Raw genomic sequence first — 24,038 nt, 5'->3', positions numbered from 1 at the left:
GTTATTGAATCCTGTTTACGGTACCCCAAATCATTTTACCGCAAATTTTCATTCCCGCCTTTTGCAGTGTTTCCAGGGAAGCCAGGTTATCGATCTGGCAACGGGCAACGGGCAGGTGTCCGGATAAATAAGTGGTTTTCTTCAGCTCCTGGACAAAATAGGTGCCAATACCCCGCCCTTGATAGGCAGGGTCAACACTCATGTGCAAATCCGCATAGGGGGCGTTGTAATTGGCGATTAAGCCGCCTTCAGCAACTACTTTGTCTCCCAGCAAAAGAAGATAAGCCCCGGGTGGATCCGTATGCCAGTGAATGTCTTCATTTTGTCTGCGTGGCCGGAAAACAGTACCGGGCAGATGGTGGAAAGTCACATGGTCATCATTTAAGAGCCAGAGTTCCTCCTGAATGTTTTTGCAAAAGGAATAAGTGATTGCAGTGAGTAAGTGCTCATTGGTTTGGCACTCGACATACCCGGCCCGGGACGCCTCCAGAAGCCTTTTGAAGAAATGGCGGGCGTGTTGTCGGTAGCCGGGAAGAATATAAAACTCAAAAATGCTGTTCCGGTCTTCAATTTGCTCCATTCCCTTGACTGCACCGTACCCTACGAGCTGTGCGTCAAAAGTCAACTCAAAATAATCCGCCCATCCTTGATGATGGCAAATTTCATAAGGTACCTGCCCTTGTAAGGTAGCCAGGAACTGGCGCCGTAAAGGTTGAATGTGGGAATAAGGTTTGGATGTCGCTTTGATTTTTGAAGGCATAGAAGGGCAATATAGCGGATACTGTGGAAGTGATGAAATCAAATTTTATCATGCGTAAAGAATATTACTCCTGAGGTAAAAGGCAACCCCTAAAATACTCGCAAAGAGCGTTAGCCATGATACCCTCTTTTTTTGATCCAAAAGAAGGAGGAGGCCGGCGTACTGTAATGGAAGGACGTTACGTGCAAAAGAAAAAGGGTCTTCATATATAGCACAAGACATGATAATGGCGAATCCGAAATTGAAAAGGAAGATCAGACTTGTAGGTTTTCCTATCTTTGACGGGTGTTTCCAAAGATGCCAGGAACTTTCCAGAGCAATGAGCAGGACCGGGATGATGGCCACCCACCATAAAATAGGGTCCGGGCTTTGCAGGAAGCCTTTACCCATTCCGAAAAAGGGCCAGTCGAAATGTTTGAGTAAAGTACCTGTTGAGTGGTCATTCCAACTGAGAACAAAGCTCCAGGCAAAATATACAAGGAACGGGGCCAGAAGAATGGCCGATTTGCCATACCGGTATTGCCTGAAAAACGCCCACCCATAGCTCACTACTCCGCCGAGCAAAAGAAATACGACCGTCTCTTTGGTGAGCATGGCAGCAATTCCAAAAGCTGAGAAACTCCAAAGGTGCTCCCTGAAGAGAAAGAACAATGCAAATAAAGCGAGTACCATTGCCATTTGATCTGCTAAATCTCTGTAAAGGCACATCCAGGCCCCGATGAACAAAAGAGAGCCAAGGCAATAAACAGGAGGTGCGTTAAAGGATTTGGCCATAAGAAAACAGGCTGCAGTGCCCAATCCGATACAGAGAATGTTAAGCAGTACCAAGATAAAAGGCAAAACTCCCTCCTTGCCTAACCCGCTGATGGCCCAGGCGGTCAGTGGATAACCGATACGTTTGGCCCTCAGGACCGGATTGTCAATACGAACCCCCTGATGAGACTGGCTTTCCAACTTGGACAGCTTCAGCGGGTTCTTGATGGTTTTAGCGACCGTTTCCAACGGGGATAATGCAATAGCATAATAAAATTGCCCGTCATATCCGCTATGTGCATAGGTCCGGATTTCCGGATTGTCGAATGTCGCGGATACATTTCCCTCGCTAATCAAAGCGAAACTACTCCAGTTGTGGTCTAGTAGGTCCCAGCGCAATACAGTAAGAAAAGATGCAAGGAATAAGGAAAGCGTTATCCACAAAATCCCCGAACTTCGGTAAGGCTTCATCTTAATATCAGATAGTGAAACAATAGAAAGAAACAGATTCCAATTTCTTCGGCAAGCAATATAATGCAATCTAAACCATACTTAGCTTTAGACGTTACATGATCTTATTATAAATCATAGAGAAATCCCATATAGATGAATCACATAAAAACGCTTGGCGAACTCAAGCAAAGCGGCTATCAACCGCGTTCTATCAAAGAGGAGCTGCGGCAAAATCTAATTCAGAAGTTTCAGGCTAAGGAAAAAATCTTCGATGGTATCCTGGGCTTTGACGATACGGTCCTTCCAGATATTGAAAGAGCTATCCTGTCCCGGCACAATATTCTTTTGCTGGGTTTGCGCGGACAAGCCAAGACCCGCATTGCGCGTTTGCTGGTCAACCTGCTGGACGAATGGATGCCCATCGTTGGCGGGAGTGACCTGCACGACGACCCGCTGCACCCGATTTCGCGCCAGGCAAATGCCATTATTGCTGAACACGGAGACGATACGCCAGTGGAGTGGGTCCACCGCAATGATCGTTACGTAGAGAAGCTGGCTACCCCAGACGTAAGTGTGGCCGATCTTATTGGTGATGTAGACCCCATCAAGGCTGCCAGCCTTAAGCTGTCTTACTCCGATGAGCGGGTAATCCACTTTGGGTTAGTGCCCCGTTCCCACCGAAGTATTTTTGTGATCAACGAGCTGCCCGACCTGCAACCGCGCATACAGGTGTCCCTGTTCAATATTCTTCAGGAAGGAGATATTCAGATCCGGGGTTTCAAACTGCGCCTGCCACTCGACATTCAGTTTGTCTTCACGGCCAACCCGGAGGATTATACCAACCGGGGCAGCATCATCACACCGCTGAAGGACCGGATTGAAAGCCAGATTCTGACCCACTATCCAAAAACCATTGAAATCGCCCGCCAAATCACCAAGCAGGAGGCGGACCTGACCGACACGCAGCGTAAAACGGTAGAGGTGCCGGATCTGCTGGAGATTTTGCTGGAACAGGTGGCTTTTGAAGCCCGCGACAGCGAATTCATCGATGATAAGAGCGGGGTGTCTGCCCGCCTGACCATCTCGGGGTACGAAAACCTGGCCTCCACCGCAGAGCGCCGGATGCTGATCAACGGAGAGTCCACTGCTAAAGCCCGGATTACAGACTTCTGGGGTGTTGTCCCTGCGGTTACCGGTAAGGTAGAGCTCGTCTACGAAGGCGAACAGGAGGGGCCCTATGGTGTGGCGATTAACCTAATTGGTAAAGCCATAAAGAAATCCTTCCTGGCGCATTTCCCAAATCCGGATAAGCTGAAAAAAGGCCAGGAAAGTGACCCGTACGGCACCATAAAAGCCTGGTTCTCCGGAGGCAACGAAGTAGAGTTGCTCAATGATAGCAGCGAAAAAGATTTCCGCAAAGCCCTGGACGAAGTTGCTGGCCTGCGCAAGCTGGTCGAAAAGCACCTGAAGGTTTCAGGAACAGATGCCTATCCTTTCATGGAGCTGGTGCTGCATGGCCTGGCGGAGCTCAGTATTGTCAATAAAGACGTGATGGAGTCCGCTTTTTCCTTCCGGGATATTTTAGCCAATATGCTCGACGACGATCTTTTTGATGACGATTACGATAATTAATTTGACCTTTTGTTAACCCTGTGTTAACTTGACGGGAGGTTGGAGCATCGGCGCGCTCCAGTCTCCCGTTTTTATTACCAAGCAACCAAAAAAATAACCATATGCTCTTAAAAATCAATCCTGATAATCCGGAGGGCCGCAAAATCAGTCAGGCGGTAGATGTACTTCGGGATGGAGGCGTAATCATTTATCCGACCGACACCGTCTACGGGCTGGGCTGCGATATCTATAACTCCAAAGCCGTTGACCGGATATGCAAATTGCGGGGGCTCGACCCCGTCAAGGCGAGGTTGTCCTTTATCTGCAAAGACATCAGTCAGGTATCCGATTATGCCCAACAAATTGACAATACCGTATTCCGGTTGATGAAAAAGCACTTGCCGGGCGCATTTACCTTTGTGCTCAACTCCAATAACAAAGTGCCTAAGATGTTTAAAAACCGGAAGCGCACTATTGGAGTACGGGTTCCGGACAATAATATCTGCCAGGCTTTGGTGGATGAGCTTGACCGGCCGATTCTCACCGCTTCACTCAAAAGTGATGATGAGATACTGGAGTATTTCACAGACCCTATTGACATTTATGAGGACTTCGGGAAGCAGGTAGAGCTGGTGATTGATGGCGGCATTGGCAACAATCAGCCCTCCACGGTAGTCGATTGTACCGGTGCGGAGCCTATCGTGCTGAGAACCGGTACCGGGATATTTGAGATCTAGAAGCGTGTTGGGATTCCCCTGACCGTTACTTTGTAAATCGGCACAGCTGCTAATAGTGGTTGTGCCGATTTTGTTGTGCATAGGCAGTTTGTGTTCAAAACGACAAAACAAAGGCTTGTTTGAGTGGATGAGGTCGTTATCTTTGCGTTTGCTTTTAAAATAAAACTGCTGCATGAACTTTAAGCAATTACTTATCCTGCCCTTTGTGCTACTTGCCTTTGGGCTTTCTGCCCAACAAAACGGAGGAGTCGTAAGGGGCAATATTTACGATGAAGAATCCGGGGAGCCTATTATCTATGCAAATGTCTTGTTGCAAGGCACTGACCTTGGTGCCAATACGGATTTGGATGGCTTTTTTTCTATCGGTAACGTACCGGAAGGAGAATATAAACTGGTAGTGACTTACCTGGGCTACGATAGTCTGGCCGTTGACGTTAAAGTCAAAAAAGGTGGGATTGTCTATGAAAGTATGATGATGGCACCGAGTGGTGTAGAGCTTGCGACGGTCAACGTTTCCAGCCGTCGGGAGCAGGCCAGGTCTGATGTCAAAGTCTCGGAACTGCGTGTGACTGCCAAGCAGATACAGTCGCTGCCTTCCACCGGTGGAGAGGCGGATATTGCACAGTATTTGCCTGTACTGCCTGGTATCATCGTCTCCGGTGATCAGGGCGGGCAGCTGTACATACGGGGCGGCTCGCCGGTGCAGAATAAAATCCTGCTGGACGGCATGACGATCTACAACCCTTTCCACTCTATTGGTTTGTTCTCGGTTTTCGAAACGGAAACGGTGCGTAGTGTGGATGTCCTTACGGGCGGCTTCAATGCCGAACACGGCGGGCGGGTCTCAGCCGTTGTGGACATCAAGACCCGGGAGGGCAATAAAAAGCGGATGAGCGGCCTGGTGTCTGGCAGCCCCTTTCTGACGAAAGCGCTGATCGAAGGCCCGATCAAAAAGCTGGATGATGATGGTGGGGGAAGTACTTCCTTCATCCTTACCGGTAAGCATTCTTACCTGGATCAGTCGTCCAAAATACTCTATAATTATGCGGTAGATACGACCTTTTTCTCCTTTGCTTCTCAGGATACTTCCCTGGCTGATATTCCGGAGATCGGGTTGCCGTATACTTTTACCGACCTTTACGGTAAGCTCTCCTTCGTAGGGGATAATGGCAGTAAGCTGAACGTGTTTGGCTTTAACTTTACCGACCGCTTTGATTTTGTGGGGCTGGCTAAACTGAACTGGACCAACGTTGGGGGCGGTGCCAACTTTACCCTGATCCCACCCAACTCCAATATCATCCTCAATGGTACCGTAGCGGTTACCGATTATGATATTTCTCTGCAGGAAGCCGATGGCAACCCCCGGCAGAGTGGGGTGAGCAGCTTCAATGCCCTGCTCAATTTCACGTACTTCGGCAACAAAAACCGGTTTGACTACGGCTTTGATTTTACCGGGTTTAACACAGATTTTACCTTCCGGAACTTTATCGGCTCCACCATTCAGCAGAAAAGCTTTACTACGGAGGTGGCCGGTTATTTCAAATACAAGCAGCGCCTGGGCAACCTGATTATCGAACCCGGCGTTCGCCTGCACTACTATGCTTCTCAGTCTGAAATGTCGGTTGAGCCCCGATTCGGGCTGAAATACAACATCACAGATTTCCTGCGCATCAAGTTTGGCGCGGGCGTTTATTCTCAAAACGTCATCAGTACGGTCAACGACCTGGATGTGGTCAACTTCTTCATTGGCTTCCTGGCGGGCCCGGAAGAGACCTTGTTCAAGCCGGCTTCCAACGAACCGGTGGATCAGCCCCTTCAGAAAGCCATCCACGCGATTGGTGGGGTGGAGATAGACTTAGGCGATCAACTGACCGTCAATGTGGAGCCTTACCTCAAGCGCTTCACCCAACTGATCAACATCAACCGCAATAAGCTGTCTGATTTCGATCCGGATTTCATTACTGAAACCGGCGAAGCCTACGGTATTGATCTTTCTGCACGCTACGAAGCCCCGAACATGTACCTCTGGGCCACGTATTCTCTGGGCAGGGTGACCCGGGATGATGGCAATCAGGTCTATCCTACGATTTTTGACCGCCGCCACAACATCAACCTGCTGGGCGTTTACACCTTCGGGAAGGACAAACTCTGGGAGGCGAGCCTGCGCTGGAACATGGGCTCCGGTTTTCCATTCACCCAGACCCAAGGCTTCTACGAGCAAAACGACTTCAGCAACCTGCTCTTTACCAATATCCTGACCGGCAACTATAACCTTGGCACCATCCTGACCGATGAGATCAACGGCGGGCGCTTGCCTTTCTACCACCGTCTTGATGCTTCGGTGAGGCGGACGATTGAATTTGGTAAGTACACCTCAATGGATATTACGGCGAGTATCACCAACGTTTACAACCGGGAGAATATCTTCTATGTAGACCGGGTGACCAACAGCCGGGTGAATCAGCTGCCGATTTTGCCAAGTTTAGGAGTGCAGTTTAACTTCTAAACTCCCTGTAAAAAGGTACCCTTGAAAGCGGGGCTGCAATTCCTGAGGGGATGCAGCCCCGCCCTTGGTTTACCAGGCAACGATCTGAAAAGTCTCCGTCCCCACTTCAGTCCGCACATTCAGCAGGTATAAGCCAGCCGGTAAGTCTGGCCAGGGGAAGCTATATTCGAGGCCTTCAGTTTTCGAGGAAGCCAGGATTTGCCCGGTACTATTGTAAAGTACGACCTGTCGTAAAGGCTTTCGGCTTACAATACGCATCGGAGCTCCGGCTTGCAACGGATTAGCCGCGAGGAGCTGAATCTGGCCAGGGTATGGCTCCTCCTGGGTAGCAATCGGGAAATCAGACTGTAAAAACAAAACCAGCCCATCGTGGTCGGAAGCACTCAGCCCATTGCTGGTATTGAACTCAAAAGCTACCGGGAAGTCCGCGTTGCCCCTTGCGTATTGCATGCCATTGGCTGTTAGCCCGCTGAGGTTGCCGGTGAGGCAGTGGTCGAGCGCTTGGGCATTGCCTCTGAATACGTAGGAGTAGCGCTGTTCTGCCGGCAGGCTGTTGAGCTGATCGTCCAGTGGTGTGCTGACGATATTTAGCGGGGTGAACTGTGCCCCCAGCGTTGGTTGCCCGGCAATCTGATTGAATACATCCACATAACCATCAGTAAATTGGAATGCATTGAAGTCCCCGACGACGACCAGGTTGCCGTTAGCCTGCAGGTTTTCTACCATCTGGGCGATAGAGATGGCCTGTTGGTGGCGTTTATTGCGTACAAAACCCGCTGAACTGCCTTCTATTCCGATCAAAGACCGGATGTGCAGATTCAAAACCTGTAGGGTGATGACCGGATCGGTGGGCAGTTGCACCTGTAGCAGCAGGGGAGGGCGGTCGTGTAGCAGGCCACCACTGAAGGTGAAAATTTCATTAGCGCCCAGAGCCGTGACCTGCACGTTGGTAAAATCCTCACGGACGAGGTAGCCCAGCTTGAGATCCAGGCTGGTAGGAACGAGGTAGGCATTGTAACGCGCTTGTGGGTTTTGCTGCTCGACGTAGTACGCGAGGTTGTTGAGGGCCGTCAGCGACCCCACCTCCTGAACGGCGAGTATATCTGGCAGGCGCATTTGCTCATTAATGTAGCGGGCAACCTTTTGGTATTTGGTTTCAATATTTTCTTCCTCTTCCAGCAGGAAGAGCGTGTTCAGGGAGCCCACCGTGAATTCGACCGCGGTTTTGGCACGCACCGCTGCTGCGTCGGGGCCGGGGGTGATGTCATAGTTTTCCGGCAAAACGAGCCAAAACCGAGGGTTGGCTTCGATCATAACCCCGGTTGCACTTACCGCACTGCCCGTTTGTACAAAGCGGTTATTGGGTGCATTGAGCCCGTTGGGGTCCATCCAAAACAACTCAGGATTGCCGTCCCATTCCGGTAAGCCATTGATGCCCGGCGTTTCAATGCCCGGCTCCCGGAACACGCGCTCAGTGCCGATTCGGAGAGGGATGTCCTCAAAGGAAGTGCTGGGGCCATTAGCAATCGCCTGAAAACTGACCCGCATGCCCTCCACCCGCTCCAGGCTGTGCACAGCAGAAAAGACAGGAGAGGGGAGGTCTGTGGTAAGGGGGACTGGCGGGGGCAGCAGCAGGTCTTCACCGGTATTGGTGATGGTGAGCCCCGGACCGGCCAGAATCGTCAGCCCGTCTTCTTCGTACACGGTGCCCGTCACGTTGACGACATCCCCGGGCGTACCGAAGTAAGCATCCGCGATGATCAACCCCTCTGATGTAAGCGCGTTGTTGTCGTACGCGCTTTCCGGGGCCTGCAGGACAAAAAAGTTATCTCCGCGTGCAGTTACGATATTGCCCTGCAGGCTGACGAGCTGTCCGGACAGGGGGCTGACGTTCCCCTCACCTTGCACTTCGTGAATAGCATAGACGGGTTGGGCAATTGCCTTGTTTAGATTCGTTCCAAATAAACTGAGTGCTGCCAAAAAGGGCAGGAGAAATTTTACCATTTACCTTTAGGTTTGTTCATACACTTTTACCTGGTGCAGCAGGCAACGAATGCAAAATCAAAGCACCTTTGCTGAACGCCTACCGGTGATAACCGGTTCTGAAACTGAGATACTTTGTTAACGACCAACTGACGGGCGATTGGTGGCAGTTTTTTGCCCGGAGCCTTTCCGTACGTTACGAGCCACAGCTGCATTTTATCTGCAAGTTATATTTGATGAACACCACAGAACAGAAAACCTCCGTTTTTGACCGGGCATATGACCCTGTAATCCAAGCCGCTGTAACATTCGGCGCTGTCATTCTTTTTATACTCACTGCGAAGTTAATCAATTTGACAGGGTTGATGGACATTCCTCAGCGTTTCCCGTGGATGACCGCAGCGTCCTTCATGCTGTTGTTTGCTATGGGCAATAGTGTGTTTTCGCTGGCTTCGGAAAATATGCTCAAATACTGGGGGCGAAGCATTTACAGCTACCTCGGGCTGGCTGCACTGTCAGGTGTGGTGGCTTATTTTGCTTCTTCCATGTCTATTGATGAAGCAGGTTCCTACCGTTGGATTTACCTGGTGCTCACGGTGGGCTATCTGGTTTTCCTGGGTATGATGGCTTTCATGCGGCAAATTGTGGATTTTGCGCAGAAAGAGGAGTGGAACCATCCCCGAATCCGGCGCAACACCAAGAAAAGAGGAAAAGGAAAACAAAACGGGAAAGACTAATTGCCGTTTCGTTTCCCTTTTGGGTATTAGAGCGTGTTGGGACTTTAGTAATCAGCCTGCAAGCTACACTTTTTTGCTTATACTTCGTCCCGAAAATCCTTCCCGCAAACTGCAGGACAGGCTATCTAGCTAGGGCTAAACTCCGGTTTTCGTGCCTCGTATAACCAAAAAATGGTTAGTTTTCGACTAGAAAACAAAAGTCCCAACACACTCTTACTTAAGATTAACTTCAAATTTCTCTCCGGGCTTGAAGTCCATAGAAACTGAGTTAATGCAGTAACGCAGTCCGGTGGGTTTTGGTCCGTCTTCAAAAACATGCCCCTGATGCCCGCCACAGCGCGCGCATTCCACTTCGGTTCTTACCATCCCCAGCTTTCTGTCTTTCACCAACTTTACATTCGATTCGGCGACCGGTTTCCAAAAGCTCGGCCATCCCGTACCAGACCGGAATTTGGTTTCCGAGGAGAAGAGTGGAAGCCCGCAGCCTGCGCAGACGTAAAGGCCTTCTTCTTTGTTGTCCCAATACGCTCCGGTAAAAGCGCGCTCTGTACCATCCTGCCGCAGTACGTAGAAGGCTTTCTGGCTCAATGCAGCTTCCCACTCGGCCTGTGTTTTAACGACGGCTTTCAGGGTGTCGCCATTCAGGGCGATAAGCGGGCCGGAGTTACCGGAAGACTCCATTTTACTTGCCTCCGCGTCAGAAGACTGGGCCTGCCCGCATGCGGTTAAAAGCAGGAAAGCAAAAACAGAACTGTATGACAATAATTTCATGGTATATTATGTATTGATGTTCGTTACAGGAGAAACACAAAAGACAAGGTGGTGTTGTGCACAAACTTGTCTGCAACCGGATATTTCAGGTAGTTTTTAGCTCCGGTTGATTTGAAATAGCGACTCCTGCCGGTCAAAGCCTGCAGGCAGTAGGGTGTAAAAAAGCAGGACAGGCCGATTATTTAAAGTAAACGGGGTGCTTGAAGTTATACTCCTTAATGAAAGCTTTGACTTTGTCCTTTCGTTTGCCTTTGGCGGCTTTGTATTTTTGATAAAACTCGGGGTCTTGCTTAAATATCTTTTCCACTTTACCAGGGCGGCAGCGGAAGAACGCGCCGGTTTCGAAGTCAAGGACATATAATTTCCCCGTGCCTTCCTTTCGCGATGCCTTGTATTCATCCCCGGGATTGATGAAGGAGGAGTAGCGGTCGACCTGATCCACTTCCTGCAGCAGGCAAATTGAGCCAATGACCTCAAACTGATAATTGGTGCGGTAGTACATGTCTTGTCCGTCTGGGCTGTAGCCAAAGATAGCATCGGGAGTTAGGTATACGATTTCGTTGTTCCTGGGGAAGCGGAATTGGTCGCGAGCGAAAAGGTATTGGAAAAACTTCCGGTTCTGGGGGTCGATATCAACGATGATTTCCTCCGGTTTAACCGGCGTTTGGGCTTTCCAGTCTGCCAGGGTGGGGTAGATGCCGCGCTCGAAGGTGAAGTCTGCAGTATAACGCTGCCGGTTTTGCCCATAGAGTACGAGCACAAAAAATAAAAGGCTGGATACAAGTGCTGTGCGTAACATATTGTCAGTGGTTTACGATCATTTAGAGCTTATTTGGAGCGGTTTTGTCATGAAAATCAAGGATTTATGGTTCTGGAAAAGTCACTAAATTTGAGTTTAGCGGTCTAAATGAAGATTTAGTGAGAAAATCAGAGCTTGCCCCGCATTTCTTCGGGGTTCATAAAGCGTTGATTTGCAATAGTAACACGCTCTGACAAAACTAACGTTTTACAGTATCGCAAAATTTCTATTGACCAGGCGGATTAAATTTTATTTAAGGTGAGTTCTCCACGAAGTGCACTTCAGCCGGGCGCTCGGCGGGTTCAAGGTAGATTTTTACAGCAGAGAGGAAGCTTTGACGGGCATCAGGGGAATCGGCCTGTAGAGTAACGGCTGCCGTAATGATGGTTCGGTCCACTTGCTTTTTGGCAGACAGCTGGCAGTGCTGTACTCCCTTTATGGCCTGAATCCGACTTTCCAGGCTTGCCAAATCCACCAGCCGGCCAGCGATTTTCAGTTTTTGGTCCCGTCGGTTCATTACCACAAACGCATTATCCCCGGTGGGGCGCACCCGGTCCATGAGTGGATAGGCTTGCCCGCTTTCCCGGTCTAGTAGGGTGGATGCCCCCTGTAGGGACCAGTACGGGAATAACTCAAAAGGATCAGCAGCGTTTTTCCGGAGCCCGACACCTGCGGTTTCGGTTGCACCGTACACCTCTGTCATATCTACACCCCGGTTGAGCAGGTCCTGGAATACAGGAGGGGCAAGCGGTGCCGTTGAACACACTCCCCGTGCACGGATAGGGTGCCCGGGCATTGCCCGCAGCAGGTGCGACCAGGTGAAAGGCGTACCAACGATCAGCGTGTGCGGAGGAAGGTTGTTCCAGTGTACTGCGGATGGGAATACAACCGGGATATTCAGGGCCTTTGGCAATGCAATCGTGTAGAGGTACCCGTAAATGGAGGCAGAAGGAACCAATGGAACGATAGTGGTCGTACCTGAAAAGTAAGCCTTCAGGAAAGCCACCTCCCGGTCAATGAAAGATTGGTGGTGGGTGATAGGTTGAGCCACTCCGGTTGTGCCGGAGGTCAAAAACGTAATGCTTTCGCTTTTTTGAGCTCTGCCGTTGACGCACTTCTGAGCCCATTCGTCTACGGAGTAGGAAGCCAACAGGTAGTTGTCAGGACTGGTCTCCATCAGGTGGAAAAAGGCATTGACCTGCGCAGAAAGGTCCATGACCTGTATGGATTCCAGTTGCAGGTCATCTTTCAGGTTCTGCCCCGGGCGGTAATCTTTTTGGTTGCCGGAATAGGCCTGCCCCTGTAGCCGGTGGGCCAGGTCTATAATCAGCCTTCTGGTATTTTCAATGGTCCAGATCATTAAAGTTTGGGTAGTTGGATGTCAAATATGGCCCCTTGGTCATTACGTACTGTAATGCGGCCGTTGTGCCCCTCAATATACTGTTTGACGATAGCCAGGCCGAGACCGGTACCATTCGCCTTGTTTTTGGTGATGAAGGGCTCAAATACTTTCGGTAATATTTCATTGGGTATACCGGGCCCGTTATCCGAAATAGTGATTTGGACATACTCAGGAGCTTCCACTATGTCTATCTTGATTTTGGGCCCGGCAGTCTGACTGTTGCTAAGCACATCAATAGCATTGCCAATAAGGTTGCTCAGGCTTCGTTTCAATTTGCTGCCATCCCCTAATATTTCTAGTTGCTCAGGCATGTCTACGGTTATCATAACGCCGTGGTCGGGGGTGCGGTCCTCACAAAGCTTGATGGCCTGTTGCAGTACGAGCGTGAGGTCAACGGGTTGCTTTTGCAGCGGTGTTTCTCTGAGGTAATCCAGGAAGTCGTCAAAGATTTCGGAAGCCTGATTGCCCGCTTCTCTAAGCATGGCTGTGGCTTCAGAGTCAGCGCCCTGTGCGTCCAAGATATCCGCAATGAGGGTGATGCTTTTGATCGGTGTACGCAGGTCGTGCATCAACATGCCCACAGCGTTGCCGGCGGCTGAGAGCTTTTCTTTTTTCAGCAAGGCTTCTTTGAGCTCTGCATTGTGTATGGCTTGTGAAGCATTGCTCAGGAAAAGCTGCAAGAGGTATAGTTTTTCTGTGCGCAGCTTGGAATCGTCGGGAAGCGCTGCAAAAACATCGTAGGGTGACATATGGGCCGTGATGATGTTGCCAATTTGTACCACTTTGCCTTCTGATCTGGGCAAGCCCCCCAGTTGTTCTTTGACCCTTTCAATATTTATGGAGTCTATGGCATTGCCCACTGATGCGAGGGGCACATAGTGGCCTTGAGCATTGAATTTGCCCAGGAGTGCGGTGTCGGTATTGATGTACATAGCCAGCTGATCAACAATATTCTGGAGCAGGTGGTCGAGTTGCTTTTGAGAGAGGTGGATATTGCCAATGACGGAAATCAGGGCTTCCAGGTTATTGAGGCGGTTGTACTCATAAACGGCTTTGGTTGCGAGTTGCAGGATTTCTTCCGATGCATAAGGCTTCACATGATAACCCACGTTGTGCCCGGCTTTGGAAATGATGTCTTTTATGGAATGGTCAGAGTAGGCCGTGACGATGATGATTTCTGCCTTTTGATCTACTTGCCGGATGTGGATCGCTGTTTCCAGGCCGTCCCAACCAGGCATCCGCATATCCAGGAAGATAGCAGCGTAGGGTTGACCTGCTTCCAGGGCGGCTTTAATCATCTCATAGCCTTCTTTGCCATTTACAGCCAGGTCGACTATAAAATCAGGAAATTCATCGCTCGTTTTCTTTTTGACCACAGTCGCTTCCGCTTCATCAAAAAGCACGCTTGCAGCAGCAGATAACCCTGCATGCTCCGTTTTGGCCTGAGGCTGTAGAATCTGACGGATATTATCGCGGACCATTTCTTCGTCGTCAATGACGAGGACTCGGGTATTTAGGAATTGTGCAGGCATTGTTGTTGTTTATGGTTTGGGTAAAGGGTATTTGATGGTGACTTTGGCGCCTTGGCCGGCCCCCGGGCTATCTATGTCAATTGTAGCATTGTGCGCAGCCAGGATGGACTGACTGCCATTTAGCCCTAACCCTGAGCCAATGTTTTTGGTAGTAAACCCACGTTGGAAGAGCTTTCCTTTTTCCTCAGGAGGAATACCGATGCCGGTGTCCTGAACTGTAGCAATAATAGCTTGCTGATCCTGTTCTAACCGGAGGATCAGCTGATGGTTATCCCCCCCCTTTTGATCAATGGATTCTATGCTGTTCTTAATCAGGTTGAGAAAGACCTGCATCAATTTAGTCCGGTCGCCTTTAATGGGGGGCAGTCCGTCCGGGAGGTAGGTTTGTATCGCAATATTGCGTTTTTCGAGGGTAGCCAGTTGCATGGCCAGTGCGTCACCTACAATACTTCTGAGGCTCACCAGGGTACGTTCGTTGTTATCCACCTTCAGGTACTGTCGCTGAATATTGAGGATGTCCTTCACATGGGTCACGATATTCATTTGATCGGTAATGGCGGTTTCCATCTTTTTAAGATGCTCTTCCTGCTCTTCTCTGAGGGCATTGACCAAGCTAAGCATAGCACCTGCTTTGGGTGCCCCAATACCTACCGCTAAATCAGATTGATTAGCCTCAATAAACTGCGCCAGTTTTTTGAGCATAAGGGTATCGCTGTTGCTGTTAAGTTGCTTGACTTTGGTCAGGTAGGCCCCGAAGCCGACAACTGCATTCCCAATATCGTGGAGCACGCCCGATATTACCTCAAATTTCCCACGCTCTACAGCATGTTCCTGCTGTATTTGGAACAGTTCCTGCTCCTTTGTATACAGCTCTGTAATATCATCAATGATGAAGAGGTAGTTTTCCTCTGATAACCGGTTGATGGTGAGGATGAAGTGCTGACTAGCGTTGTCATTCCCGTCCTGTTGACTGACTTTGAAACGTTCTTGCTGAATTATGTTGCCTGAGGGCTTTGGGTAGGCTTTTATAGCCTCAATAGCTTTCGGGAAAAGCGCCCGGAGCAGGTCAAAAAGGTTCTCGCCTGTCAGGCCTGCCGCCACAAAGTGCGGCATCAGGAATTGAATGGCCATCGCGTTCATCTCCTGCACTCCGCCTGTTGCATCCGTTTGCACCAAACCCACCGGGATTTGATAGATGATGGACAACATTTTCTGGTTCTGTGCCTTGATATTCATATCATCAGCGTTTTTCAACCAAAAGGTACATAAAAGGGCTGTCGCTTCTGAGCAGCCTCAGGCGGACGGGAGTAGGCTTCATGACGTAAGTGAAAATATAGTCGACTGTCTCGTCCACTTCGGGGCTGTTGAATTTGCCCGCAACCATGAAGTTGTTGGTGCAGGGGGCTATTTCGGTAAAGAAGTGTTTACCAATGGCTTGCGCTGGTTGCACACCGGTGTAACTGGATTCCCTGACGTTATAGGCTTGTATGATGCCTTCGTAGTTCATTTTAATAAGGCCGTAGGGAAGTTGGTCGAGATGTTCATCTGATTGCTGGTCCAGCCAAAGATGAAGGTCTTTTGATTCGAAATTGTGCATATCCAATAGTTTTAATTTGTCTTCACATCGAAACAAGACAGATCTTCTTTTAAACAGTGTTTAAGGGCAGATCCGGCATCCCGATTTTACTTAGAGCTCACAAAAGATGGAGCATAGATGCTGGGGCGAGGATAAGACCATAAATATAGCGTTTTTTCAGGTGATAAAGGAATATTTTAATCTAAAAAGCCCCATCCGGAGCAGGTTTAACGCACTTAAATCCAGGGAGTGGCTAAAAGGCCTTACACCGCCCGTGAAGCAATGTTGCTTTGAAGCCTGTGGGCTTTTCGCGCAGGCCCTTTGGCTATGCCTGTGCCCGCCTGTTTGGCAGCCTTGCCTGCAAATAGAGGGGAGCAGAAAAAACGGGTGTCAATTTTTTGTGTATTCTGACTTGGAGAACTTTAATCTACATCCGAATTAAGCTCAGCAGAAGATGGGCAAACCAAATCTTTCCAAGTATATTCGCCAACAGAAAAATCTGAAAATCATGTTCCGCACTATTATAAGCCCAAAAGAGTTGTACGACAAACTGGAGCGCCAGACTTGGGTGATCATCGATTGCCGTTACAACCTAGGCCATCCGGACTCCGGCGTGGAAGCTTATCAGAAGAGCCATATCCCCGGGGCCAGCTACGCCCATCTCGACAAAGATTTGTCGGGTAAAATAGTACCTGGTCAAACAGGTCGGCACCCTTTGCCATCAATGGTCAAGATGACTCAGCGATTCTCCAGCTGGGGCATCAGTGATGGTATTCAGGTAGTATTGTATGATGACCGCTCCGGCGCAATTGCTGCAAGGCTATGGTGGATGTTGCGCTACCTCGGGCACGATGAGGTGGCGGTGCTCGATGGGGGCTGGAGAGCCTGGGAGCAAGGCGGCTATCCGGTCGAAACCGCTATTGTGGGGGCTGGGCCGCGTGTGTTTAAACCACAGCCTCGTGAAGATTGGACTGTAGATGCGGCACACATTGAAAAGCGGCTTGGTGATGAAGATTTTCTGTTGGTAGACTCCAGAACACCGGAGCGCTACAAAGGAGAAGATGAGCCGATCGACCCGGTCGCCGGGCATATACCCGGTGCCACTAACTTCCCGCATACGGCTTTGGTCGACTCAGATGGCGCCTGGCTGGAACCCGACGAACTGGAAGAACGCTTTGACACCCTCGTTGGCCATGATGAAGTAGATGAAGTGGTTTTCTACTGCGGATCGGGTGTTACAGCCTGCCGCAACTTACTGGCTCACTACCACGCCGGACTGGGCGATGCCAAACTTTATCCCGGCTCCTGGAGTGACTGGATCACAGACCCTAACCGACCGGTAGAGCGTAATTCCTAGCTGCTTTTTTGACTGGCTTTGCGGGCTTTCTTTTGTTCGTTATTGCTTTCGTAAATGCAGTAGTTCTCGTACCGTACCGGGTCCTTTTCTGCCCAGATGTCCTTGCCGATGTTGCATAGGGTAATTAGCTCATCATAAAGCCGGTTGCCTTGCTCCACCCGGCGCTCGACCGAGATGTCCCGGTCGGCTACTTTATCCTGCTGTATGTTTACTGACTTTTCAAACTGACGGGTCGCCTCCGCCACCCTGCGGATGACGTTTTCATTCACGCCGGTTTCTGCCAGGAAGTCCAGCTGCTGACGGGCTACCCGCACCACACGCCGCCCACAGAAGATCAGCTGCGCATCGGTCATGTCTCCCATTTTGGCGGTACCAAATTTGCGGTAGCGACCGCTCCGGTTGCTGTATTTGATTGCGACCCGGGTCATCAGGCTTCGGATGGCAGACTTGAGCTGCTCCGATGCAGTATACTTTTTCTCCGTTGTCACCATCTGATCGCCCAGTAGCTCATCGTCATCTGGCAATTCGCCAAATTTATCACAGAGGGCTTTGAATTTTTTCAACCGCTCAAGGGTATACCCGTACTGCTCAAATTGCTCCCGGTCCCGATTCGCATATTTGATGCGCTCCAGGCACTGCAGGTACAAATCTGCATCGGGAAAATTATATTGCCGGTTGGTTGATTGCTTCTTCATCTGTCCATCATTTGATGCTAAAGCAAATTTATGTCCTCTTTTTGATAAAAACAAGTTTTTGCTTGAATGAAATGTCTTGGTTTTATTTGGGTTTAGCATTTACTCATCTATAGTTTTCCTGAAATGTTCAACCCAAAAGTATATACTCAAAGTATTATCTTAGTAGTAGTTAACCTCAGACAATGCCAGCTGTATCATTTTACGGTTGCGTGCTACCTGAGAATTATCATCGGATCAATCAACAAACCTCATCACCTTACCCTTAAATCAAAACGAAGAACCATGAAACGAATCCTTTACCTTGGGTTTTTTCTATCGCTATTTGGTTCTCTTTCTGCCCAAACCACTACCCAAACCATCCGCGGGACGATTGTCGACAAAGATACCCGTCAGCCATTGATTGGCGCTGCGGTACAGGTTACAGATGTTGAGCCCGCTATGGGCACCGTTACGGATATTGACGGCAATTTTCTGTTGGCCAAGGTACCTACCGGCCGGCACCGCATTGAAGTCACCTACCTGGGGTACGAGCCCTACATCGTCGAGGATGCGATTCTCAATTCTGCCCGCGAACTGGTACTGGAGATTGCCCTGTCGGAATCGGCGGTCATGGCAGAAGAGGTGGTTGTGACGGCCCGCAGCCACGGCAACGAGCCCCTGAACGAATTATCCATCGTCAGCACCCGCTCCTTCTCCGTGGAAGAGACACAGCGGTACGCCGCAAGTGCCAACGACCCCATGCGCATGGCCCTGGGCTTCTCCGGTGTGCAGGGCAGCCGCGATGCCCGCAACGACCTTATTATCCGTGGTAATCCGGGCTTCGGCCTGCTGTGGCGGGTGGAAGGCATCGACGTGCCCAACCCGAACCACTTTGCGCGGCGCGGTGCCTCCGGTGGTGGGATTTCCATATTTAGCGTAAGCATGCTGAGCAATTCTGACTTTTCCACAGGGGCTTTTCCGGCCATGTACGGTAATGCCTTTTCCGGTGTATTCGACATTCAATTCCGGTCGGGCAACAAGGAACAGCAGGAATATTCCATCCGTGCCGGTATGCTGGGGCTGGAATTTTCGACGGAAGGGCCCATCAAAAAGGGGAGGAGCTCCTACCTGTTCAACTACCGGTACTCTACGCTTGGCATTCTCAATGCTTTAGGCATTCGGCTGGTGAGCCTGCGCGACAGCAATACCTTTCAGGACTTTTCCTTCAAAACCGACCACAGAAGCAAAAATGGCAAGCATATGTTTTCCTTCTGGGGCATGGGCGGGCTGAGCGATGAGCGCCGCGACCCGGCAGAGGGGGGACCGGAGGAATGGCAGATTTATACCGACTATCTCACCCGCGACTTTGATACGGATATGGGGATTGTCGGTTTTTCCCACAGCTATCTGATTGATGACAAATCCTATCTGAAGACCAGCCTGGCGGTACAGGGGCAGCGCATCCTTTATCAGAATGACACCCTCGATCAGAATGAGGTGCCCAGCCTGATCAACGACGAACTGTACTATAATAACCGCTTGACCCTGACCTCCTATTACAACCGGAAGCTTTCTTCCAGCGCGACCATGCGGCTCGGCGCCATTGCCACCCGGATGGGCTACGATTACGACTTTCGGTATTTGGTGGATGATGCCTTCACCACTTATGTAGACGAGGAAGGAAGTACCCTGCTGCTACAGCCTTATGGATACGTGCGCTGGCAGCTTCATCCCCGGTGGACCGTGAATGCCGGGCTTCACGCCATGTTTTTCACTCTGAATGATACCTGGAGTGCCGAGCCACGCTTGGGCGTGCAGTATCAGGCCGGGCCGGGCGCTACCCTCAGCCTTGCTTACGGGCTGCACAGCCGGATCGTCCCTATGGCATCCTACTTTACGCAAGTGAACGGAGAACAGCCCAATCAGGACCTGGACCTGGTGAAATCGCACCATTTTGTACTGGGGTACGATCAATTGGTCGGGACCAATAAACGGCTGCGGGTGGAAGCCTACTACCAGCGCCTGTTTGATGTGCCGGTGGCGGCAGATATCAACAGCACCTTCTCCCTGCTCAATCACATTGACGGTTTTGCCACCCGCAACCTCGTGAGCGAAGGCACGGGCACCAACTTCGGGCTTGATGTGACCTTTGAGCAGTTTTTCAGCGACCGCACCTTTTATATATTGTCGGGTTCGCTTTTCAGTTCCACCTATGAGGCACTCAACGGAGCAACCTACAGTACCCGCTTCGACAACACCTTCGCCACCAGCTTTATGGGCGGTAGAGAATGGCCTACCGGGCAGCGGGGCACGATACAGGGCAGTGTGCGACTCATGTACAACGGCGGGCAGCGCATTTCTCCCATTCTGAGCCCGGTGCGCGACCCCAACGACCCGCTAAATCCTATACTGGACGAAGCCAATCCCTACAGCATACGCGTAGACAACTTTTTCCGCCCTGACCTGCGTTTTGCCTACCGCCACGATAATGAGCAAAATGCCTGGTACATCTCCCTTGACGTACAGAATTTTATCTCCCGTCAAAACCAGGATGTGCTCAATTATGACTTTGATCCGCTCCTCGGAGATTGGGTCTTTGGCAAGCTTGGGGGTATTGTCCCCGTTCTTACCTTCCAGCTCGACTGGTAGCAGAACCGCTTCCTAAGGAGTGCTGCACAGTGCCCAATCAAAGCCCCCCGTAATCTAGATGCCCACTTTGAACGGGAGGTTTTTTCTTTTCTTTGTACAGGCAGGAATGCCAGCTTAGCGACAACTTCATAAAAAAGGGAATAGGAGTTGTCTTATTGTTATAAACCGTTGCCGGAAATTATTACCTTTAGTACGTATTAATCCCATTTTACAAATTTTTTAAAGGTAAAATTCCATGAACATGAAACAAAAGAACGGCAACAGCGCGTGGACGGAAACGACGGTTTTAACCGCCCAACCCGAGCCACCGTAAGGGTACACCACCTGCAAATGGTGTGATGTACAGTATCCGCCAAAGGCTGAGCAACTTCCGGGTTGTTCAGCCTTTCGTCTTGGGGCTTGCGCCTGACCTGACCCTTTTTGCCCCCCTCTGCCTAAAAGATCCGGTAAGCAATCCCGACATAGAAAACGCTTCCCTTGATATCCAGGCCTTCGATAAGGTTTGTTACAGCCTGTGAATACCGAAGGCCGATCGTCCAGTCTTCAAAAACCTCGTATCCTATCCCCGCATTGACTGCCAATTCAAAGGTCTCGAAATTATCCAGGGCCAGCGATTCCGGTACAGACTCCGTTGAAGATATGGTTATGATGCCCAATTGCGGGCCCAATTCACTGTAAAAGTCCCCTTCTATCCATTTCAGCATCACCGGAATATTGATGTACGACAATTTAAAACGGCCATTGCTTTTGGACTCTTCTCCCTGCAAAGACCAAATGACTTCCGGCTGCAATTTCAAAGATTTGGACAGCTTGAAATTCATATAGCCCCCGATGGAGTACCCTTCTTTCCGGTCACTTTCGGGGATCGCATCATCGCCAATGAGTTCGGCAAAGTTGATGCCGGCCTTGATGCCATACTGAGTTTTGTCCGAGTCCTGAGCGAAGCCCTGAAAAGCGAGGCTTAAGAACAGCACAGCGGTGAGGAGCGGTCGTGTTTGCCGCTGGAAAGAGGCGGGGGTGTGTTTTTGCATGTGTTGGCGTTTTTTGTGAGTAAATATACGGCACCTTCGGTTTTCTTTGCCAGACTTTTTGATGCCAACTGAACGATACGCCCTACTTTAGCGACCAGGAGAAGCTTTGCATAGGCTGGAAACGGTACGAGATATCCAACCACTCTCCGCTCGCCATAGCCTCTGCGAAGGCGGGTGGGCAACGTCATGGCCGTGCTCAATGACCGCAAATACTACAAAGACACGGATGCCGATGACGAAGCAGAGTACTTCGACCCCGTATTCATGGCCGCTACTGATTATTACCCATTTGGCTATGAAATGTTGAGCGCCATAGCAACAGCCATCAATGCCGCGAAATCCCGGCGATTTGGCGGGGCCGGGCCGAAAGTATAACTTTGGAGACTACCGCTACGGTTTCTCCATTCCAGTTTGGGGTGAAGGGGCCCTAAACTGGAATCCGGAGAATGATTCCGACGGCGAGTTGCTCCGTCCGCCATAGCAAGGCGCAGGCGGAAGTTCTTTGACGCACTTTTACCCGCCGAAGCCCAAAAGGCGAAGGTGGGATGATTATGGGTGCCACGAACCTTTGGGGTAGGGGCCCTAAAGGTGAGTCATAACCCGGTGATTGGGCGGTTTTTGAGTGTCGACCCGTTGACGAAATCTTATCCTTCTTGGACACCATATGCTTTTGCTATGAATAGAGTTATTGACGGGGTGGATTTAGATGGATTGGAGTGGAAATCCAATCATAAGTGGAATGATGTAATTGGGGATAGAGAACTTCAGAATATTTATGGTACAGAGACCGCAGGCAGAAAATCGTACTCCATCATGGGAATACAGATATATAGTAGAAGGGTGCAAGCTTGGGAAATTCATCAAGGTAAAACATATGTTGACTTATGGCAAGAAAGTGTCCGTGGAATCCAGAATAGATATTTTAATGAGGGGACCCGAATTGATTGCGCAAACTTTTGTTTTCAAGTTCTTACAGAGTTTGCATATAATCACTCTCTTCCGATATATATAGATGATTTCAAAGGAGAGGATACAGATCCTACGTTTAGTAATGATGCTTATGGATTCACAGATCCCACATCTGGAAAATTCACTCAATTTGAGGAAGGCGATTGGCAAGGGTTTGCATCTAAGATTGGTCTGTATTATGGAGGTCCTGATATATGGTCTAGGTATAGTAAATTTACTACTACAAAGGCTTCTCTATGGAAAGGCGATGGTTCAATGGAGTTTACCGGGGCGCAAACCAAATTGTCGCATAGCCATAAAATCGTATATTTATGAAAAACAATATGGACAAGGAAAAATTCCTAGCTTTAGCGGCCAAAAAATATGAGCATATCAACGCACTGACGGACAAGCCGACGATGATGGACTATGAAAAAGGTTTAGTCGAGATCATGCAGGAGCTGGGCCGTGAAGTGGCCCAGTCACAACTTGGAGGCCAGGCCCAAGACCGTCGAAAAAAAAGAGGTACCAATCCACCTTCGGGACAATCGAAGTAAGAAAAGAGCACCCGTTTATATGCGGTGCCAAGCACGATTTTGCCATATCGCCACTGCTTCAAAGCCATATGTTAGAGTTTGCAAATGCGCTTCCTTTCAAGCCGGCTATGTCATTACTCCAAACGGCCCTGCCCGCTGCCCGGCTAGGCTCTAGCCAAGCTCAGCGGCTGGCCCAGCACTTTGGGGCATTAGATGCAATGGAAGAGCTTTTGCAGAGCCCGGGCTTCGACATGCCAGTGCCGGCAGAGGCTGCCAGTGGCAAAAGCGTGCTGTATATCCAAGTCGATGGAGGGCACCTGCTGACCGACGACGGCTACAAAGAAACAAAGGTGGGCAGGCTGTTCTGCGGCCAGCACATTAAGCAGGTTTCGTCTGACGATGAAGAGGTTATGCTGCGCAACGAGCTGGAGCATTCGGATTATTTGGCGCACCTCGGCCATTATAAAGAGTTTGTAAAACGGCTGGACCCCCTGATAGACAATCACCTTAGCAAGCACCCTCATGCGAAGCTGGTAGTGGTAAGCGACGGTGCCGAATGGATTGAGAAATGGCAGTCGGAGTGTTACCCGCAAGCGCAGATAATCCTTGACTTCTATCACGCAGCGGAAAAGCTATGCGAGTTCGCTGGCATGGTTTTCAGCTCGGCAAAAAAACAAAGAACAATGGATTGCCAGGCGCAAAACAGAGCTGCTCGAAGGGCAGGCCGAAAAAGTCATACTGGCAATAAGGACAAAAGCCTCGGGCAGGCGCTGTGCCATTGTTGACAAAGCCGAAGCAGTCATTCAGTATTATCAGAAAAACGGCTACCGCATGAAGTATGATGAATACCGCAAAGCAGGCTACTGCATAGGCAGCGGCGCAATCGAGTCCGCCATAAGCACGGTCGTCCAGCAAAGATGTAAACTAGTAGGGCAGCGCTGGACTAAAAGGGTGGCTGCGGTATTAAATTTACGAGCGGCTTTCAAGAGCGGTAAACGGGATGGCATCCGGCAGATCATCAACAAGCAAATGGGGCACTCTTGGGCTGCTTAAGCGACAATTTGGTTTGCGCCCATTGGAGGGGTGGTGGTTCAGCCCCCTAAGAATCGGACAAAATTCTATTAGTGAATAATAATCATTCGTGATGGTATTATCTTTGCTTTGCGAGAACACCAACGGTGACGATTGTACCGAAGGTAGTAATGCGTAGGCCTACCATTACG

The 24,038-nt window shown here is 50.0% G+C and carries 22 protein-coding genes; 11 read left to right on the top strand and 11 right to left on the bottom strand.

Annotation, left to right across the window (positions count from 1 at the left end; all coding sequences use genetic code 11):
• Nucleotide 1: 1 nt before the first annotated feature.
• Both RIC19_RS05975 and RIC19_RS05970 read right to left on the bottom strand, forming a co-directional pair.
• On the bottom strand, nucleotides 2–760 hold the full coding sequence (locus RIC19_RS05975; RefSeq protein ID WP_350177383.1) for a GNAT family N-acetyltransferase: 759 nt from the start codon (nucleotides 758–760) through the stop codon (nucleotides 2–4).
• A gap of 48 nt (nucleotides 761–808) precedes the next feature.
• Nucleotides 809–1,984 (bottom strand): hypothetical protein, encoded by a 1,176-nt coding sequence (locus tag RIC19_RS05970; RefSeq protein WP_350177382.1) that lies wholly within the window; start codon nucleotides 1,982–1,984, stop codon nucleotides 809–811.
• Between the two features lie 135 nt (nucleotides 1,985–2,119).
• Here RIC19_RS05970 and RIC19_RS05965 point away from each other — a divergent pair, with 135 nt between their 5' ends.
• From RIC19_RS05965 to RIC19_RS05955, 3 genes are all read left to right on the top strand, one after another.
• Entirely contained in the window at nucleotides 2,120–3,598 is a 1,479-nt protein-coding gene (locus RIC19_RS05965) for a P-loop NTPase family protein (protein WP_350177381.1), read from the top strand.
• Between the two features lie 101 nt (nucleotides 3,599–3,699).
• The gene (locus RIC19_RS05960; protein ID WP_350177380.1) at nucleotides 3,700–4,314 is read left to right on the top strand and encodes an L-threonylcarbamoyladenylate synthase; all 615 of its coding nucleotides are present in this window, start codon (nucleotides 3,700–3,702) and stop codon (nucleotides 4,312–4,314) included.
• A 172-nt stretch (nucleotides 4,315–4,486) separates the two neighbouring features.
• Complete coding sequence (locus RIC19_RS05955; protein ID WP_350177379.1) at nucleotides 4,487–6,820, top strand: TonB-dependent receptor; 2,334 nt, start codon at nucleotides 4,487–4,489, stop codon at nucleotides 6,818–6,820.
• Nucleotides 6,821–6,889: 69 nt separating this feature from the next.
• Here RIC19_RS05955 and RIC19_RS05950 read toward each other — a convergent pair whose 3' ends face one another.
• On the bottom strand, nucleotides 6,890–8,824 hold the full coding sequence (locus RIC19_RS05950; RefSeq protein WP_350177378.1) for a hypothetical protein: 1,935 nt from the start codon (nucleotides 8,822–8,824) through the stop codon (nucleotides 6,890–6,892).
• 215 nt (nucleotides 8,825–9,039) lie between these two features.
• Here RIC19_RS05950 and RIC19_RS05945 point away from each other — a divergent pair, with 215 nt between their 5' ends.
• The gene (locus RIC19_RS05945; RefSeq protein ID WP_350177377.1) at nucleotides 9,040–9,540 is read left to right on the top strand and encodes an MFS transporter; all 501 of its coding nucleotides are present in this window, start codon (nucleotides 9,040–9,042) and stop codon (nucleotides 9,538–9,540) included.
• A gap of 213 nt (nucleotides 9,541–9,753) precedes the next feature.
• On the opposite strand, the gene msrB is transcribed toward RIC19_RS05945, so the two are convergent.
• The 6 genes from msrB to RIC19_RS05915 all read right to left on the bottom strand — a co-directional run bounded on the left by msrB (nucleotide 9,754) and on the right by RIC19_RS05915 (nucleotide 15,641).
• Nucleotides 9,754–10,311 carry a peptide-methionine (R)-S-oxide reductase MsrB gene (gene msrB / locus RIC19_RS05940; RefSeq protein WP_502930823.1) on the bottom strand — a complete coding sequence of 186 codons (558 nt, stop codon included), beginning with the start codon at nucleotides 10,309–10,311 and terminating at the stop codon, nucleotides 9,754–9,756.
• A 178-nt stretch (nucleotides 10,312–10,489) separates the two neighbouring features.
• On the bottom strand, nucleotides 10,490–11,110 hold the full coding sequence (locus RIC19_RS05935; protein WP_350177376.1) for a hypothetical protein: 621 nt from the start codon (nucleotides 11,108–11,110) through the stop codon (nucleotides 10,490–10,492).
• Between the two features lie 253 nt (nucleotides 11,111–11,363).
• Complete coding sequence (locus RIC19_RS05930) at nucleotides 11,364–12,470, bottom strand: class I adenylate-forming enzyme family protein (protein ID WP_350177375.1); 1,107 nt, start codon at nucleotides 12,468–12,470, stop codon at nucleotides 11,364–11,366.
• Nucleotides 12,470–14,044 carry an ATP-binding protein gene (locus tag RIC19_RS05925; protein WP_350177374.1) on the bottom strand — a complete coding sequence of 525 codons (1,575 nt, stop codon included), beginning with the start codon at nucleotides 14,042–14,044 and terminating at the stop codon, nucleotides 12,470–12,472. The genes RIC19_RS05930 and RIC19_RS05925 overlap by 1 nt, the downstream gene beginning before the upstream one ends.
• Nucleotides 14,045–14,053: 9 nt before the next feature.
• Nucleotides 14,054–15,280 carry a sensor histidine kinase gene (locus tag RIC19_RS05920; protein ID WP_350177373.1) on the bottom strand — a complete coding sequence of 409 codons (1,227 nt, stop codon included), beginning with the start codon at nucleotides 15,278–15,280 and terminating at the stop codon, nucleotides 14,054–14,056.
• Between the two features lie 4 nt (nucleotides 15,281–15,284).
• On the bottom strand, nucleotides 15,285–15,641 hold the full coding sequence (locus RIC19_RS05915; RefSeq protein ID WP_350177372.1) for a photoactive yellow protein: 357 nt from the start codon (nucleotides 15,639–15,641) through the stop codon (nucleotides 15,285–15,287).
• A 487-nt stretch (nucleotides 15,642–16,128) separates the two neighbouring features.
• Between RIC19_RS05915 and RIC19_RS05910 the strand changes: the two genes are divergently transcribed.
• Complete coding sequence (locus tag RIC19_RS05910) at nucleotides 16,129–16,977, top strand: sulfurtransferase (protein ID WP_350177371.1); 849 nt, start codon at nucleotides 16,129–16,131, stop codon at nucleotides 16,975–16,977.
• Here RIC19_RS05910 and RIC19_RS05905 read toward each other — a convergent pair.
• Nucleotides 16,974–17,672, bottom strand: a complete 699-nt coding sequence (locus RIC19_RS05905) for a hypothetical protein (protein WP_350177370.1) — start codon at nucleotides 17,670–17,672, stop codon at nucleotides 16,974–16,976. The genes RIC19_RS05910 and RIC19_RS05905 overlap by 4 nt on opposite strands.
• Before the next feature lie 282 nt (nucleotides 17,673–17,954).
• On the opposite strand from RIC19_RS05905, the gene RIC19_RS05900 reads away from it, so the two are divergent.
• Nucleotides 17,955–20,300 carry a TonB-dependent receptor gene (locus RIC19_RS05900; RefSeq protein WP_350177369.1) on the top strand — a complete coding sequence of 782 codons (2,346 nt, stop codon included), beginning with the start codon at nucleotides 17,955–17,957 and terminating at the stop codon, nucleotides 20,298–20,300.
• A gap of 434 nt (nucleotides 20,301–20,734) precedes the next feature.
• On the opposite strand, the gene RIC19_RS05895 is transcribed toward RIC19_RS05900, so the two are convergent.
• Nucleotides 20,735–21,331 (bottom strand): porin family protein, encoded by a 597-nt coding sequence (locus RIC19_RS05895; RefSeq protein WP_350177368.1) that lies wholly within the window; start codon nucleotides 21,329–21,331, stop codon nucleotides 20,735–20,737.
• A 174-nt stretch (nucleotides 21,332–21,505) separates the two neighbouring features.
• Between RIC19_RS05895 and RIC19_RS05890 the strand changes: the two genes are divergently transcribed.
• The 5 genes from RIC19_RS05890 (at nucleotide 21,506) to RIC19_RS05870 (ending at nucleotide 23,868) form a co-directional block, all read left to right on the top strand.
• A complete protein-coding gene (locus RIC19_RS05890; protein WP_350177367.1) occupies nucleotides 21,506–21,706 on the top strand; it encodes a hypothetical protein in 201 nt (66 codons plus the stop codon).
• Nucleotides 21,707–22,006: 300 nt separating this feature from the next.
• Nucleotides 22,007–22,615 (top strand): hypothetical protein, encoded by a 609-nt coding sequence (locus RIC19_RS05885; RefSeq protein ID WP_350177366.1) that lies wholly within the window; start codon nucleotides 22,007–22,009, stop codon nucleotides 22,613–22,615.
• Nucleotides 22,612–22,836, top strand: coding sequence for a hypothetical protein (locus tag RIC19_RS05880; protein ID WP_350177365.1), 225 nt, complete (start codon nucleotides 22,612–22,614; stop codon nucleotides 22,834–22,836). The genes RIC19_RS05885 and RIC19_RS05880 overlap by 4 nt, the downstream gene beginning before the upstream one ends.
• A 68-nt stretch (nucleotides 22,837–22,904) precedes the next feature.
• Nucleotides 22,905–23,600 carry a hypothetical protein gene (locus RIC19_RS05875; RefSeq protein ID WP_350177364.1) on the top strand — a complete coding sequence of 232 codons (696 nt, stop codon included), beginning with the start codon at nucleotides 22,905–22,907 and terminating at the stop codon, nucleotides 23,598–23,600.
• A 46-nt stretch (nucleotides 23,601–23,646) separates the two neighbouring features.
• The gene (locus tag RIC19_RS05870; protein ID WP_350177363.1) at nucleotides 23,647–23,868 is read left to right on the top strand and encodes a hypothetical protein; all 222 of its coding nucleotides are present in this window, start codon (nucleotides 23,647–23,649) and stop codon (nucleotides 23,866–23,868) included.
• Nucleotides 23,869–24,038: the final 170 nt, after the last annotated feature.

It is taken from the genome of Phaeodactylibacter sp. (assembly GCF_040219495.1).
GTDB lineage: Bacteria > Bacteroidota > Bacteroidia > Chitinophagales > Saprospiraceae > Phaeodactylibacter.
Note: the sequence above shows the minus strand (reverse complement) of the source record. Positions and strands in the feature narration are given on the sequence as shown.

Bases quoted from the DNA above. Each gene is read 5' to 3' on its own strand.
- RIC19_RS05875 (WP_350177364.1), top strand. From the start codon at position 22,905: ATGTTAGAGTTTGCAAATGCGCTTCCTTTCAAGCCGGCTATGTCATTA.
- RIC19_RS05955 (WP_350177379.1), top strand. From the start codon at position 4,487: ATGAACTTTAAGCAATTACTTATCCTGCCCTTTGTGCTACTTGCCTTT.
- RIC19_RS05935 (WP_350177376.1), bottom strand. From the start codon at position 11,110: ATGTTACGCACAGCACTTGTATCCAGCCTTTTATTTTTTGTGCTCGTA.
- RIC19_RS05945 (WP_350177377.1), top strand. From the start codon at position 9,040: ATGAACACCACAGAACAGAAAACCTCCGTTTTTGACCGGGCATATGAC.
- RIC19_RS05885 (WP_350177366.1), top strand. From the start codon at position 22,007: ATGAATAGAGTTATTGACGGGGTGGATTTAGATGGATTGGAGTGGAAA.
- msrB (WP_502930823.1), bottom strand. From the start codon at position 10,311: ATGAAATTATTGTCATACAGTTCTGTTTTTGCTTTCCTGCTTTTAACC.
- RIC19_RS05920 (WP_350177373.1), bottom strand. From the start codon at position 15,280: ATGAATATCAAGGCACAGAACCAGAAAATGTTGTCCATCATCTATCAA.
- RIC19_RS05925 (WP_350177374.1), bottom strand. From the start codon at position 14,044: ATGCCTGCACAATTCCTAAATACCCGAGTCCTCGTCATTGACGACGAA.
- RIC19_RS05970 (WP_350177382.1), bottom strand. From the start codon at position 1,984: ATGAAGCCTTACCGAAGTTCGGGGATTTTGTGGATAACGCTTTCCTTA.
- RIC19_RS05930 (WP_350177375.1), bottom strand. From the start codon at position 12,470: ATGATCTGGACCATTGAAAATACCAGAAGGCTGATTATAGACCTGGCC.
- RIC19_RS05910 (WP_350177371.1), top strand. From the start codon at position 16,129: ATGTTCCGCACTATTATAAGCCCAAAAGAGTTGTACGACAAACTGGAG.
- RIC19_RS05950 (WP_350177378.1), bottom strand. From the start codon at position 8,824: ATGGTAAAATTTCTCCTGCCCTTTTTGGCAGCACTCAGTTTATTTGGA.
- RIC19_RS05905 (WP_350177370.1), bottom strand. From the start codon at position 17,672: ATGAAGAAGCAATCAACCAACCGGCAATATAATTTTCCCGATGCAGAT.
- RIC19_RS05915 (WP_350177372.1), bottom strand. From the start codon at position 15,641: ATGCACAATTTCGAATCAAAAGACCTTCATCTTTGGCTGGACCAGCAA.
- RIC19_RS05895 (WP_350177368.1), bottom strand. From the start codon at position 21,331: ATGCAAAAACACACCCCCGCCTCTTTCCAGCGGCAAACACGACCGCTC.
- RIC19_RS05960 (WP_350177380.1), top strand. From the start codon at position 3,700: ATGCTCTTAAAAATCAATCCTGATAATCCGGAGGGCCGCAAAATCAGT.
- RIC19_RS05975 (WP_350177383.1), bottom strand. From the start codon at position 760: ATGCCTTCAAAAATCAAAGCGACATCCAAACCTTATTCCCACATTCAA.
- RIC19_RS05880 (WP_350177365.1), top strand. From the start codon at position 22,612: ATGAAAAACAATATGGACAAGGAAAAATTCCTAGCTTTAGCGGCCAAA.
- RIC19_RS05965 (WP_350177381.1), top strand. From the start codon at position 2,120: ATGAATCACATAAAAACGCTTGGCGAACTCAAGCAAAGCGGCTATCAA.
- RIC19_RS05870 (WP_350177363.1), top strand. From the start codon at position 23,647: ATGAAGTATGATGAATACCGCAAAGCAGGCTACTGCATAGGCAGCGGC.
- RIC19_RS05900 (WP_350177369.1), top strand. From the start codon at position 17,955: ATGAAACGAATCCTTTACCTTGGGTTTTTTCTATCGCTATTTGGTTCT.